Below are 12,665 nucleotides of genomic sequence, written 5' to 3' on the forward strand. Positions count from 1 at the left end.
GCCGATCTTCCCCTTCACGCCCGACAGCGGGATGGGCTGGAGACCGTCACTGTGCCGGTCCCTTTCGAAAGGGACCGGCACCCACGCCTCGTGACCCCGGACGCACCCGCCGTACCCGCCTTGCCGCCGGCTACGGCCGGTTACGCGAACTGGCCGGGCCGGTAGTCGCCCGCGGGCTGCTGGACCATGACGTTCATACGGTTGAAGGCGTTGATGAGCGCGATACAGCACACCAGGGCGGCCAGCTCCTCCTCGTCGTAGTACTTGGCGGCATTCGCCCAGCACTCGTCGGTGACGCCGCCGGCCGCGTCGGCGATGCGCGTGCCCTGCTCCGTCAGCTCCAGGGCGGCACGCTCGGCGTCGGTGAACACGGTCGCCTCCCGCCAGGCCGCGACCAGGTTGAGGCGCACGGAGGTCTCACCCGCGGCCTCCGCGTCCTTGCTGTGCATGTCGGTGCAGAATCCGCAGCCGTTGATCTGGCTGGCGCGAAGCTTCACGAGTTCCTGCGTCGCGAGCGGCAGCGTCGATTCCGCGAGGGGCCTGCCCGCGGCGACGATGTGCTTGAGGAACTTGGCCGACGTCCGGCCGGCGAAGAGGTTGAGACGAGCTTCCACGGTGCGCTCCCTGTGTCGTGTTCGTGGCTACACCTGGATGACGGAACAGCCCGGCACGATGTGACCGACGTGAAAGTGACCTGCGTCTCCCTCGCCTGCGCCTCCCCCGGAGGAGGCAGCAAGGGCGGCGGCGGGGAGCGACGCCTTCGCTCGGCACTCCGGGAGAACCCGGTGAGAACCCGCCGAGAGGGTCCCGGACGCGGACGGACACGCTCCGGTGCTGTCACGACCTGACCCCAAGGCCTAGAATCGAATGCGTGTACGAAAAAGTGTCCCGCCTGGAGCATCTGCGCACCGTCCGCGCCTGGCTGCTCTGGCAACTGCGCCGCACCGACGACACCATCGCCGAGCTGGAACGCCAGGAGGTCGCCGCCACCCGCGCGGCCCGCACCTCGCCCCCGCCGCCGCGCGGGTGGAAGCTCGCGATGCGGCGGGCCGGCGGTGGCGGTACCGGCGCGAGCCCCGACGCCGTCCACATGGGCGACTGCGGCATGGCCGGGAAGAACACGAAGCCGCTCGCCCGCGAGCAGGCTCTCCGGGCGATCACCGAAGACGGCGTCACGGCATGTCCGTACTGCCGCCCCGACACGGATCTGGGTGTCCTGTGAACCACGAGCACAAGCCGAACCACGAGCACACACAGCCCGACGAGGACGCGGAGCGGGCCGGTCGTGAAGGGACACCGCCCGACGGCGCGCAGGCACCCGTCGCACCGATCACCGTAGGCCGCCCGGCCGGTACCGGAGGCCGCCGCGTGACGATCCGCGGCCGGAGCGCCGGCCTCGCCCACAGTGACGCCGACGTGGTCGAGTTCCTGCGCCGCGCGGGCCTGCCCGACGCGTGGGAGTACCTGGACGATCCGCACTGGGTGGAGTGGCAGGACGGCCGGCCCCGCACCTACGACACCACCCCTCCGGGTCACGGGGATCACGGTGAGGTGATCGGATGACCCGAAGGGGTGGTGTCGTGGATGTGCGTGGTGAATGCGTTTCGCGGATACGTGCGCCGTAAACGCGTGCGAAAAAACGATCAGCCGGATCCGACGAAGAGCACGAGCAGCAGCCAGACGACCGGAGCCGTCGGGAGCAGGGAGTCCAGCCGGTCCATGATCCCGCCGTGGCCCGGAAGCAAGGTGCCCATGTCCTTGATGCCGAGGTCCCGCTTGATCATGGACTCGCCGAGGTCGCCGAGCGTGGCACTGGCCGCGACCGCGAGGCCGAGGATCAGACCCTGCCACCAGGCGCCGTCGTCGATCAGGTACTGCATGCACAGCGCACCCGCCGCCATCGCGAAGGTGACCGCTCCGAACAGACCCTCGCGGGTCTTTCCGGGGCTGATCCGCGGTGCCAGCTTGTTCTTGCCGAAGCGCCAGCCGACGGCGTACGCCCCCGTGTCGCTGACGACCGTCAGGAGCAGGAAGGTCAGCACGCGGCGCGGGCCGTCGTCGGCCGTGAGCATCATGGCCACGAAGGTCGCCAGGAACGGCACGTAGAAGGCCGCGAAGACCCCCGCCGTGACGTCCCTGAGGTAGCCCTCGGGCGGTTCCGTCATCCGCCAGACCAGAACGGCCAGCGCGGTGAGCGCCATGGCCACCCAGGCACCCTCGGCGCCGCGCACGTACCCGGAGACGACCATGGCGGCCCCTCCGAGCGCGAGCGGCACGAGGGGCGCCTTGATGCCCTTGCGCTCCTCCAGCCGTGAGGTGAGCTCCCAGAGCCCGACCACCACGGCGACCGCTATGACGCCGACGAAGACGGCCTTGACGACGAACAGCGACGCGACGATCACCGCGCCGAGCCCGACGCCCACTCCTATGGCCGCGCCCAGGTCGCGTCCCGCACTCTTCTTCTGGGGTGCGGGGGCGGGCTCGGGTGCGGTGCTGGGCATGGGCTCCTGCGGGCTCTGCGGGTCGTGCGACGGATCCCCGAAGGGCGCCGCCGGCGGCGTGTCGTTTCGGACCGAGGGACCGCTCAGCCGAGCGGCCCCCCTGTCGTCATCCTGGTCTCCGCCATGTGCGGGTACGTCGGGCGCGGTGGGCATGGGCCGAGTGTGCTGCGCGTCATGCGCATCGTACGTGGGACCCGCCGGGGCCGCCCCCTGGACAGGCCCCTGCTCTGGCGGCCCCCAGTACCCGGCTTGTGGCGGCGCCCCCCAGGAAGAGTCGTTCATCAGACCTCGAGCAGTTCCGCTTCCTTGTGCTTCAGGAGCTCGTCCACCTGGGCGACGTACTTCGCCGTGGTGTCGTCGAGTTCCTTCTCCGCACGGCGGACCTCGTCCTCGCCGGACTCCTTGTCCTTGACGAGCTTGTCGAGAGCGTCCTTTGCCTTGCGGCGCACGGCGCGGATCGAGACCTTGGCGTCCTCGCCCTTGGTCCGCGCGACCTTGATGTACTCCTTGCGGCGCTCCTGCGTCAGCTCGGGGAACGTCACCCGGATGATGCTGCCGTCATTGCTGGGGTTGACGCCCAGGTCGGAGTCGCGGATCGCCGTTTCGATGTTGCGCAGCGCGCTCTTGTCGAACGGGGTCACCACGGCCATGCGCGGCTCCGGAACGGAGAACGAGGCCAACTGGTTGATCGGCGTCAGCGCGCCGTAGTAGTCGGCCACGATCTTGTTGAACATCGCCGGGTGCGCACGGCCGGTGCGGATCGCGGCGAAGTCCTCCTTGGCGACCACGACGGCCTTCTCCATCTTCTCCTCGGCCTCGAGGAGGGTCTCTTCGATCACCACTTGCTCCTGCGTGTCTTGAGTAGGCCCGGCAGCTGTTTCCTCGTCGGGTTTCGGCAGCCGGCTGCGTCGCGTCTTGTTCCTGCACGGTTCCGGACCGGCAGGGCATTGTCCATCCCCCGGTCGGGGTCCGTCCTGGACCGGGAGTCCTGCCCGGTCCGGAGCGTTCCCCGTCAGGCTCGGCCGCTGTGGTCGCCCACGAGTGTGCCGATCTTCTCACCCTTGACCGCCCGCGCGATATTGCCCTCCGCCAGGAGTTCGAAGACCAGGATCGGCAGCTTGTTGTCACGGCACAGCGTGATCGCGGTCATGTCGGCGACCTTGAGGTCCCGGGTGATGACCTCGCCGTAGCTGAGCGCGTCGAACTTGACCGCCTCGGGGTTGGTCTTCGGGTCGGAGTCGTAGACACCGTCCACGCCGTTCTTGCCCATGAGAAGCGCCTCGGCGTCGATCTCCAGGGCCCGCTGGGCGGCGGTGGTGTCGGTGGAGAAGTACGGCATGCCCATACCGGCGCCGAAGATGACCACACGGCCCTTCTCCAGGTGCCGTACGCCGCGCAGCGGGATGTACGGCTCCGCGACCTGGCCCATGGTGATGGCGGTCTGGACGCGGCTGTCGATGCCTTCCTTCTCCAGGAAGTCCTGGAGGGCGAGGCAGTTCATGACGGTGCCGAGCATGCCCATGTAGTCGGAGCGGGCCCGGTCCATGCCGCGCTGCTGGAGTTCGGCCCCGCGGAAGAAGTTGCCGCCGCCGATGACGACGGCGATCTGGGCACCGCCGCGCACGACGGCCGCGATCTCGCGGGCGATCTTGTGCACCACGTCGGGGTCGACGCCCAGTCCGCCGCCACCGGCGAACGCCTCACCTGAAAGCTTCAGCAGAAAGCGGCCCGCGCCTTTGCCGTCGTCGCTCTTCTCGCCCTTGTCGGCCTGGGTGGTGGTCATGGAGATCTCCTCATGGTGCACATACGAAGAAGGCCATTGCCGGTGGGGTGTGTTCGCATCCCATGCTCGGCAATGGCCTCCTCGTCAGATCTGCTGTCGTCCGGCACACACGCGTGGATGCCGGCGTACGCGGACGACTGCTGTCGACCCTATAGGGGTCGCGCGTCGATCGCGGTACGGACTCAGATGCCGACCTTGATGCGCGAGAAGCGCTTCAGGGTGACACCGGCCTCGTCCAGAACCTTCTGGACGGACTTCTTGTTGTCGAGCGCGTACGGCTGGCCGAGGAGCGTGGCCTCCTTGAAGAAGCCGTTCACGCGACCCTCGACGATCTTCGGGAGCGCGGCCTCGGGCTTGCCCTCGGCGCGGGTGGTCTCCTCGGCGACGCGACGCTCGGTCTCGACGACCTCGGCCGGAACGTCCTCACGGGAGAGGTACTTCGGCGCGAAGGCGGCGATGTGCTGCGCGATGCCCTTGGCGACGTCGGCGTCGGCCTTGTCCAGCTCGACCAGAACACCGATCTGCGGGGGCAGGTCGGGCATGGTGCGGTGCATGTACGCGGACACGAACGCGCCGGAGAACTGGGCGAAGCGGTCCAGGACGATCTTCTCACCCAGGTTGGCGTTGGCCTCGTCGACGAACGCCTGAACCGTCTTGCCGGGCTCGATCTCGGAGGCGAGGAGCGCCTCGATGTCGGCCGGCGACGTCTTGACGACGTGCTGGGCGATCTCGTTGGCGACGGCCTGGAACTTCTCGCCCTTGGCGACGAAGTCCGTCTCGCACTTCAGCTCGACCAGGACACCGGAGGTGTTGTCGTCAGCGATGATGGAGACCACGGCGCCGTTCTCGGCGGAGCGGCCCTCGCGCTTGGCGACGCCCTTCTGGCCCTTGATCCGCAGCGCCTCGACGGCCTTGTCGACGTGGCCGTCGGACTCGTCCAGCGCCTTCTTGCAGTCCATCATGCCGGCGCCCGTGAGCTCACGGAGCTTCTTGACGTCGGCGGCGGTGTAGTTCGCCATGATTTCTGGAGTCTCTCTCGAAGTCTGAAGATCTACGGGACGAACGGCGGGGGCTTTGTGGGCCCCCGCCGTTCACAAACCCGAAGGGGTGAGGGGTCAGGCCTGCTCGGCGTCCGCGGCCGGAGCCTCGGCGGCGGGGGCCTCGACGGCCTCCGTCTCGGCGGCGGGGGCCTCGACGGCCTCCGTCTCGGCGGCAGGCGCCTCCACAGCCTCGGCCTCGGCGGCCGGAACCTCGGCCTGCTCGGCGTCGGCGACCTTCTCCGTCTCGGCGGAGGTCTGGACCTCGGCGTCGTCGGCCTTCTTCTCGCCCTCGAGCAGGTCGCGCTCCCACGCGGCCAGCGGCTCGCCGGCGGCCTTGTCGCCCGCGGCCTTGCCGGCGCCGGAGCGGGAGATGAGGCCCTCGGCGACGGCGTCGGCGATCACGCGGGTGAGCAGGGTGACGGAGCGGATCGCGTCGTCGTTGCCCGGGATCTTGTAGTCGACCTCGTCGGGGTCACAGTTGGTGTCGAGGATGGCGACGACCGGGATGTTGAGCTTCCGGGCCTCGCCGACCGCGATGTGCTCCTTCTTGGTGTCCACGATCCAGACGGCGCTGGGCACCTTCTGCATCTCGCGGATACCACCGAGGGTCTTCTCCAGCTTGGCCTTCTCGCGCGAGAGCACGAGAAGCTCCTTCTTGGTGAGACCCGAGGCCGCGACGTCCTCGAAGTCGATCTGCTCGAGCTCCTTGAGGCGCTGCAGACGCTTGTAGACGGTGGAGAAGTTGGTGAGCATGCCGCCCAGCCAGCGCTGGTTGACGAAGGGCATGCCGACGCGGGTGGCCTGCTCGGCGATGGCCTCCTGCGCCTGCTTCTTCGTGCCGACGAACATGACCGTGCCGCCGTGGGCGACGGTCTCCTTGACGAACTCGTAGGCGCGGTCGATGTACGACAGCGACTGGAGCAGGTCGATGATGTAGATGCCGTTGCGCTCGGTGAAGATGAAGCGCTTCATCTTCGGGTTCCAGCGACGGGTCTGGTGACCGAAGTGGACGCCGCTTTCCAGCAGCTCCCGCATCGTGACGACGGCCATGGCCGTTCTCCTCGGTTTCTCGGTTGTACCGCGTGTGCCGGACGGCACCCGCGCCTGACGCCCGCGACGCGCCTTGCCACAAAGGACCGAGAGGCGCTGACACCGTGGTGACCAGATGTCGGGGCGTGCGAAGTCGACCCGATGACCCGGGTCGCCATCAGAAGTGTACGGGACCCGAGAGGGGCCAGGTGACGCCGCTGTCCACAACCGGCCGGTACTCCACAGATCCCGGCCATGATCCGCTCGATGCGGGACGGTTCCCGCATGCGAGTGAACCGATGTGCGCGTATGTGGCAGGGGATCCTGCTGGGCCTGGCCCTGACCCTTCTCGGCGCCCCGGCCCCGGCGGCGCCGGCCCGTGGGGCGGGCCCACCGAGAGCCCCGGTGTCCCCGCCGGCGGCCGATCCCTCCGTGCCCGCCCTCGCCCGCGCCTGGCCCGTGGGTGTCAGGCCCTTCGTCCTACGAGGCTGGGAACCGCCGGCGACGGCCTACTCCCGGGGGCATCGCGGGGTCGACCTCGCGGCCCTGCCCGGCACCCCGGTGCGGGCCGTCGCACCCGGCCGGGTGTCCTTCGCGGGCCGGGTCGCGGGTCGCGGGGTCGTCTCGGTGGAGCTGTCGGACACGGGGGCGCCCCCTCTGCGGACGACGTACGGCCCGGTGCGGGCCTCGGTGCACAAGGGCGACGACGTCCTCGCGGGGGCGGTCCTCGGCACCCTGGAAGCGGCGGGGGCGCACTGCGGGCCGACGTCCTGTCTGCACTGGGGCCTGCTCAGAGGCACGGTCTATCTGAACCCGCTGTCACTGCTTCCCCCCTGGCTCCTGAACTCGGGCCCGTCCCGCCTGCTCCCGCTCGACCCGACGGCGGCACCGGGCATACGCCCCTGACAGGCCGAAGAGCGACGGGCGGGGCGGCGGTCCGGCGAACGAGGAGCCATACCGAGGACGGCGATCCGGGGTAGCGGGGAACCCACACCGAGTGAGGCGAGATCCCGTGCCGAGGCCGGCGGTCCGGCAGAGCGAAGGAGACAGGTCCGGCAGGCAAAGGGCCCCGACCGAAGGAAACGGGTCCGGCGGGCGAGGGACCCTGGCCGAAGGAGACGGTCCCGGCAGGCAAGGGGCCCCGGTCGAAGGAGACAGGTCCGGCGGACAAGAGGCCCCGGCCGAAGGAAACGGGTCCGGCAGGCGAGGGACCCCGGCCGAAGGCGACGGTCCAGCGGGTAATGAGGCCCCAGCCGAAGGAGGCCGGGCCAGCGTGCGGAGGCGAGCTCAGCCTCCGACGCCTCGGAGGGCCATCGCCACGGCCGCCTCCGTGATCGCGGTCGGGTCCTCGGCGGCGCCCAGCTCGATGCGCCGCGCCGCGGCGTCCACCACGCCCTGGAGGAGCATCGCGGCCAGCCTCGGCTCGGCGTGCCCCATCTCCGTGAGCGCCTCGCCGATCATGGTGACCAGCCCGCCGTGCGCCGCCCGGATCTTCTCCCGGGCCCCCGCGTCGAGTTCGCCGGCGGAGATGGCGACCACGGCACGGTGCCTGCGGTCCCCGACCAGAGCCAGCTGGCGGCGCACATAGGCCTCGACCGTGGCCTCGGGGCCGTCCGCGGCGCCCATCGCGGCCGAGACCTCGGCCGCCCAGACGGGGAAGTCGACCTCGCACAGTTCCTCGACGACGGCCGCCCTGGACCGGAAGTACTCGTACACGGACGATCGCGCGAGGCCCGTGCGCTCGGCGAGCGCGGGGAAGGTCAGCGCCTCCGTCCCGCCCTCGGACAACAGGGACCGCGCCGCGTCCAGCAGGGCGGCTCGCTGCATCGACCGGTGCTCGGCCACGGAGGCCGCTCGAATCCTTGGCACGTCAACCACTGTACGGACGCGGTGCCGACAACGGGAACCACTCCGGCGAGCCCGCCCAGGTGGCGTGCGCCGCACCGCCCGCGTCGCCGGGACGGCACGGCGGCACCGCCGGGCGCCAGGAGAGGAACCGGCTCAGCGTCCGAAACTGGCCAGCTTGGCGCGCAGCTGAAGCACCGACTTGGTGTGGATCTGGCTCACCCGGCTCTCGGTCACCCCGAGCACATTGCCGATCTCCGCGAGCGTGAGGCCTTCGTAGTAGTACAGCGTGACCACGGTCTTCTCCCGGTCGGGCAGGGTGTTGATCGCCCGCGCCAGCAGTCTTCGCAGCTCCCGGCCCTCAGCCACCTCGACCGGATTGTCGGCGGCGGTGTCCTCCAGCGTGTCCATGAGACTCAGCCGGTCGCCACCCTCGCCGCCGGCATGCAGCAGCTCCTCCAGTGCGACCACGTTGGCCAGCGACAACTGGCTGAACACCGCGTGGAGTTCTTCCACACCGATGCCCATCTCGGCGGCGACCTCGCCCTCCGACGGGGTGCGCCGCAGCCGCGCCTCCAGCGTCGCGTAGGCGCGCTCCACATTGCGCGCCTTCTGCCGCACCGACCGCGGGATCCAGTCCAGCGCCCGCAGTTCGTCGATCATCGCGCCGCGAATGCGGGTGATCGCGTACGTCTCGAACTTGATCTCCCGTTCGATGTCGAACTTCTCGATCGCGTCGATCAGCCCGAACACCCCCGACGAGACGAAGTCGGCCTGCTCGACATTGGCCGGCAGACCCACGCTGACGCGGCCCGCGACGTACTTCACCAGCGGTGAGTAGTGCAGGATCAGCTGCTCCCGCAGCCGTTCGTCACCGGTCGACTTGTACGACCGCCACAGCTCGTCGACTGTCGAGGGCGCGGGCGGGCGCACGCTGCCGCCGTCGCGGGCGGCTGGCGGGATCGCCGTCCGGTCGGACCCGGAGGTGTGCTGGGGCATTCGTCGCCTTGTGCCGTTCTGCCGTGAACTGGGATTACCCGGGCGTCCTGTCGGCGTCATGCCGAGATCGCGTGCGTGCTTCGGATTCTTGTGAGCGTAGCGTGACTGAGCTGTCGCAGTGCGCGAAGAGCAGGCTGTCACCCGCACGCGCAACCTTTCCCCGGGACGTCTCCCGGAGTCACGACGGTCGCCCTGCGTGACCGTCAGGGGCGCCAACTGTGCTGATTCGCAGGCGTGTCGGCGTTCCCCCGGACGGCCGAACACGCTCCGTCAGCGTCCCTCCCGATCGCTTCGGACGGGGGCCGTCGCCTGGCGTGTCAACTTCCAGCCATCGCCGTGTCGTTCGACGAATCCAAGTGCTCGGAGTTCGTACAGTCTCCCGACCGCGTCGTCCGTGCTGGTCGCCGCCCGCCGGGCGACCTCCTCGGCCCCGGCCGGATCCCGCGCCGGCAGAGCGTCCAGGACCCGCCCCGCACCCGGGTCCAGCAGATCGCGCGGCAGCACGGGGCCGCGCCGGTCCGGGGCCAGTTCCCCCATGTCGCCCACCAGTTCGGCGACTTCCGCGGCATCGGACACCAGGACGGCCTCCCCGCGCAGCAGTTCGTGCACGCCTGCGGACAGCGCGCTGGTGGCGGGGCCCGGCACGCCCATCGTGAACCGGCCCAGCCGCTGTGCCGCGCGCGCGGTGACGAGCGCTCCGCTGCGGTACGCCGCCTCGACCACCACCGTGCCCCGGGTGAGCGCCGCGATGACCCGGTTGCGGAGGATGAATCTGCTCGGTGTCGGATGCTCGCCCGGCGGCAACTCCCCCACGACAAGTCCCTGTTCCGCGATTCTGCTGATCAGCTGGACGTGTCCGCGCGGATAGGGGCGATCGACGCCGCAGGCGAGCACCGCGACGGTGGCGCCGCCCGCCCCGAGGGCGCCCCGATGAGCGGCGCCGTCGATGCCGTAGGCGCCGCCGGACACCACCACCCAGCCCCGTTCCGCGAGCCCGGCGCCGAGGGTGGCCGCCATGTGCGCGCCGTACTCCGTGCAGGCGCGGGCGCCGACGACGGCGACCGACCTCAGTGCCCACAGCCGCAGCCCCATCCGCCCCCGCACCCAGAGTCCGACGGGCCGGGCGTCCCCCAGGTCGTCCAGCTGGGCGGGCCATTCGGATTCACCGGGACAGACGAACCTCACCCCGGTGTCCCTGGCGAGGGCGAGATCGTGCTCCGGGTCGGCCCGGGCGGCCCTGGCCCTCAGCCCGGCCCATCTTCCGTCGGTCATCCCCCGAGGCTGCCCCCGGTCCCCGTGCAGCCATCGCACCGCTTCCGGCGCCCCGACCTCCCGGATCCAGCGCCCGCAGACCTCGTCACCCGGTTCGACGACCCGGGACAGCGTGACACGGGCCCCGCGCTCGGCGGCCGTCATGCCGGTGAGCCGATCGCCATCGGTACCCCGCGCGGGACGCCGGTGCGCAGTTGGAGGGCCAGGGCGACGTCCCCGGCGTCCGGCCGGTCGTGTCCGGACAGGTCGGCGACCGTCCACGCGACCCGCAGCACCCGGTCCAGCCCGCGGGCCGTCAGCAGCCCGCGCTCCAGGCCCCGCTCGGCCTCGTCCATCGCTCCGGCCCGCGCCTGCCAGCGCCCGCGCAGCTCGCGTCCCGGCACCTCGCTATTGGTGTGCCAGGGCGTTCCCTTCAGCCGCTCGGCGGCCCGCTCGCGGCCGGCGAGCACCCGGTCCGCGACCGCCTTCGTCGACTCGCCCCGCGCACCGACCGCGGTCAGTTCGGCCCGGGTGACCGGCTCGACGTTCACCCGCAGATCGACCCGGTCGAGCAGCGGCCCGGAGAGCCTCGCCTGATAGCGCCGGATGACGGAGGGCGGGCATTCGCAGAAGTCGTTCGCCGTGCTGAAGCGCCCGCAGGGGCAGGGGTTGGCGGCCAGCACCATCAGGAACTTCGCGGGGAACCGTACGACACCGGCGCTGCGCGCGATCACGACGTGTCCGGCCTCCAGCGGCTGCCTGAGGGCGTCCAGCGCGAAGCCGCTGAACTCGGGTGCCTCGTCCAGGAAGAGCACGCCGCGGTGCGACAGGGAGACCGCGCCGGGCCGGGCGAGCCCCTTGCCGCCGCCGACGAGCGCCTGCATGGTCGCGGAGTGATGCGGCGCGCAGTAGGGCGCGACGTCCACCAGCGGTTTGCCGGGCGGCAGCAGGCCCGCGACGGAGTGGACCGCCGTCACCTCGAGGGATTCCTGCCGGGTGAGGCGCGGCATGATCAGCGGCATCCGCTCGGCCAGCATGGTCTTGCCCGCGCCCGGCGGTCCCTGGAGGAAGAGGTGGTGGCCGCCGGCAGCCGCCACCTCGATGGCGGTGCGTGCCGACAGCTGGCCGACGACGTCCCCGAGGTCGTGGCCCCGGTCGTGCTCCGGCACCGCGACGCCGCACAGGCCGGTGGCCTCGCCCGTGCCGGGCAGGCGCAGTCCGGCCGTCAGCGGGTCCGGGCGGCCCCGCTCGTCCGGGTCCTCCTCGGGCACCGGTTCGTCGGCCAGGATCGCGATCAGCTGGCGCAGGCTGCGGACGCCCAGCACCGAGACTCCCGGCACGAGTGAGGCCTCTGCGGCCGCGCACTCCGGCACGACCACCTGTTCGTAACCGGCCCCGGCCGCGGCGAGGACGGCCGGCAGGATGCCCCGGACCGGCCGGACCCTGCCGTCGAGCCCGAGCTCCCCGATCATCACGATGTCGGCGAGCACACGCGGGTCGATCCGCTCGGCCGCGCCCAGTACGGCGATCGCGACGGCGAGGTCGAAGCCTGAGCCCCCCTTGGGCACGGAGGCGGGGCTGAGGCCCACCGTCAGTTTCTTCTGCGGCCAGGCCGCGCCGGAGTTGACCACCGCCGCCCTGACCCGGTCCCGGCTCTCCGTCAGGCTCTTGTCGGGGAGCCCGACCAGCGTGAAGGCGGCAATGCCCGGCTCCAGGTCCGCCTGGACCTCGACGACGACGCCCTCCACGCCCACCAGGGCCACCGAACACGTACGCGCGAATCCCATCTCAGGCCACCCCCCGCGCGTGCTCGACCGCGGGCGCGCCGCGTTCGGGGAGCAGGACGCCGACCAGGTCGATGCGGACGCCGCCGGGTGGGGCTCCGCCGTGTGCCTGGAGCCAGCGTTCGGCCAGGCCGCGCAGCCGGCGGGCCTTGGCCGGTGTGACGGCCTCCATCGGATGCTGGAACGAGCCCGCCCTGCGGGTCTTGACCTCGCAGACGACCAGTGCGTCGCCGTCCCGGGCCACGATGTCGATCTCGCCGGTCCTGTCGCAGCGCCAGTTGCGTGCCAGGACCGTCATGCCGGCCTCGGTCAGCCCTCGCGCGGCCAGTTCCTCGCCGTAGGCGCCCAGTGCGTTGCGTGCCTCGGATGTCTTCATGTCGGCACCACCTCCGGCACCGACACTGAGGCCATCCCGCCCAGCTGTTGGATCTTG

At 71.0% G+C, this 12,665-nt stretch carries 14 protein-coding genes; 3 read left to right on the plus strand and 11 right to left on the minus strand.

Going from position 1 to position 12,665, the window contains the following annotated elements:
• Positions 1–140: 140 nt before the first annotated feature.
• A complete protein-coding gene (locus tag ABZV42_RS24895; RefSeq protein ID WP_355986571.1) occupies positions 141–614 on the minus strand; it encodes a carboxymuconolactone decarboxylase family protein in 474 nt (157 codons plus the stop codon).
• A 257-nt stretch (positions 615–871) separates the two neighbouring features.
• On the opposite strand from ABZV42_RS24895, the gene ABZV42_RS24900 reads away from it, so the two are divergent.
• Together ABZV42_RS24900 and ABZV42_RS24905 are read left to right on the plus strand one after the other, a co-directional pair.
• Positions 872–1,222, plus strand: coding sequence for a DUF6233 domain-containing protein (locus tag ABZV42_RS24900; protein ID WP_355986573.1), 351 nt, complete (start codon positions 872–874; stop codon positions 1,220–1,222).
• A 107-nt stretch (positions 1,223–1,329) separates the two neighbouring features.
• The gene (locus ABZV42_RS24905) at positions 1,330–1,563 is read left to right on the plus strand and encodes a hypothetical protein (protein ID WP_355986740.1); all 234 of its coding nucleotides are present in this window, start codon (positions 1,330–1,332) and stop codon (positions 1,561–1,563) included.
• 80 nt (positions 1,564–1,643) lie between these two features.
• On the opposite strand, the gene ABZV42_RS24910 is transcribed toward ABZV42_RS24905, so the two are convergent.
• The 5 genes from ABZV42_RS24910 to rpsB all read right to left on the minus strand — a co-directional run bounded on the left by ABZV42_RS24910 (position 1,644) and on the right by rpsB (position 6,374).
• Complete coding sequence (locus ABZV42_RS24910) at positions 1,644–2,783, minus strand: phosphatidate cytidylyltransferase (RefSeq protein WP_356053616.1); 1,140 nt, start codon at positions 2,781–2,783, stop codon at positions 1,644–1,646.
• Complete coding sequence (gene frr / locus ABZV42_RS24915) at positions 2,783–3,340, minus strand: ribosome recycling factor (protein ID WP_355986577.1); 558 nt, start codon at positions 3,338–3,340, stop codon at positions 2,783–2,785. The genes ABZV42_RS24910 and frr overlap by 1 nt, the downstream gene beginning before the upstream one ends.
• A gap of 173 nt (positions 3,341–3,513) precedes the next feature.
• Positions 3,514–4,284 carry a UMP kinase gene (gene pyrH, locus ABZV42_RS24920; RefSeq protein WP_355986579.1) on the minus strand — a complete coding sequence of 257 codons (771 nt, stop codon included), beginning with the start codon at positions 4,282–4,284 and terminating at the stop codon, positions 3,514–3,516.
• Between the two features lie 182 nt (positions 4,285–4,466).
• Entirely contained in the window at positions 4,467–5,303 is an 837-nt protein-coding gene (gene tsf / locus ABZV42_RS24925; protein ID WP_355986581.1) for a translation elongation factor Ts, read from the minus strand.
• 96 nt (positions 5,304–5,399) lie between these two features.
• Positions 5,400–6,374: a 30S ribosomal protein S2 gene (gene rpsB / locus ABZV42_RS24930; RefSeq protein ID WP_355986584.1), complete on the minus strand. Its 975-nt coding sequence runs from the start codon at positions 6,372–6,374 to the stop codon at positions 5,400–5,402.
• A 264-nt stretch (positions 6,375–6,638) separates the two neighbouring features.
• On the opposite strand from rpsB, the gene ABZV42_RS24935 reads away from it, so the two are divergent.
• The gene (locus tag ABZV42_RS24935) at positions 6,639–7,259 is read left to right on the plus strand and encodes a M23 family metallopeptidase (RefSeq protein WP_356053617.1); all 621 of its coding nucleotides are present in this window, start codon (positions 6,639–6,641) and stop codon (positions 7,257–7,259) included.
• A gap of 381 nt (positions 7,260–7,640) precedes the next feature.
• Here the strand turns inward: ABZV42_RS24935 and ABZV42_RS24940 are convergent, their stop codons facing one another.
• From ABZV42_RS24940 to ABZV42_RS24960, 5 genes are all read right to left on the minus strand, one after another.
• Complete coding sequence (locus ABZV42_RS24940) at positions 7,641–8,198, minus strand: helix-turn-helix domain-containing protein (RefSeq protein WP_355986743.1); 558 nt, start codon at positions 8,196–8,198, stop codon at positions 7,641–7,643.
• A 156-nt stretch (positions 8,199–8,354) separates the two neighbouring features.
• Positions 8,355–9,197, minus strand: a complete 843-nt coding sequence (gene whiG / locus ABZV42_RS24945; protein WP_355986588.1) for an RNA polymerase sigma factor WhiG — start codon at positions 9,195–9,197, stop codon at positions 8,355–8,357.
• Positions 9,198–9,467: 270 nt separating this feature from the next.
• A complete protein-coding gene (gene dprA / locus ABZV42_RS24950; RefSeq protein WP_355986590.1) occupies positions 9,468–10,613 on the minus strand; it encodes a DNA-processing protein DprA in 1,146 nt (381 codons plus the stop codon).
• Entirely contained in the window at positions 10,610–12,235 is a 1,626-nt protein-coding gene (locus ABZV42_RS24955; protein ID WP_355986592.1) for a YifB family Mg chelatase-like AAA ATPase, read from the minus strand. The genes dprA and ABZV42_RS24955 overlap by 4 nt, the downstream gene beginning before the upstream one ends.
• Position 12,236: 1 nt before the next feature.
• On the minus strand, positions 12,237–12,608 hold the full coding sequence (locus tag ABZV42_RS24960; RefSeq protein WP_356053619.1) for a YraN family protein: 372 nt from the start codon (positions 12,606–12,608) through the stop codon (positions 12,237–12,239).
• Between the last annotated feature and the right edge of the window lie 57 nt (positions 12,609–12,665).

It is taken from the genome of Streptomyces sp. NPDC005281, assembly GCF_040607495.1.
GTDB lineage: Bacteria > Actinomycetota > Actinomycetes > Streptomycetales > Streptomycetaceae > Streptomyces.

Excerpts from the sequence above, each read along its gene's own strand:
- pyrH (WP_355986579.1), bottom strand. The coding sequence starts at position 4,284 with ATGACCACCACCCAGGCCGACAAGGGCGAGAAGAGCGACGACGGCAAA.
- ABZV42_RS24910 (WP_356053616.1), bottom strand. The coding sequence starts at position 2,783 with ATGAACGACTCTTCCTGGGGGGCGCCGCCACAAGCCGGGTACTGGGGG.
- whiG (WP_355986588.1), bottom strand. The coding sequence starts at position 9,197 with ATGCCCCAGCACACCTCCGGGTCCGACCGGACGGCGATCCCGCCAGCC.
- ABZV42_RS24935 (WP_356053617.1), top strand. The coding sequence starts at position 6,639 with ATGCGAGTGAACCGATGTGCGCGTATGTGGCAGGGGATCCTGCTGGGC.
- ABZV42_RS24955 (WP_355986592.1), bottom strand. The coding sequence starts at position 12,235 with ATGGGATTCGCGCGTACGTGTTCGGTGGCCCTGGTGGGCGTGGAGGGC.
- tsf (WP_355986581.1), bottom strand. The coding sequence starts at position 5,303 with ATGGCGAACTACACCGCCGCCGACGTCAAGAAGCTCCGTGAGCTCACG.
- dprA (WP_355986590.1), bottom strand. The coding sequence starts at position 10,613 with ATGACGGCCGCCGAGCGCGGGGCCCGTGTCACGCTGTCCCGGGTCGTC.
- ABZV42_RS24960 (WP_356053619.1), bottom strand. The coding sequence starts at position 12,608 with ATGAAGACATCCGAGGCACGCAACGCACTGGGCGCCTACGGCGAGGAA.
- rpsB (WP_355986584.1), bottom strand. The coding sequence starts at position 6,374 with ATGGCCGTCGTCACGATGCGGGAGCTGCTGGAAAGCGGCGTCCACTTC.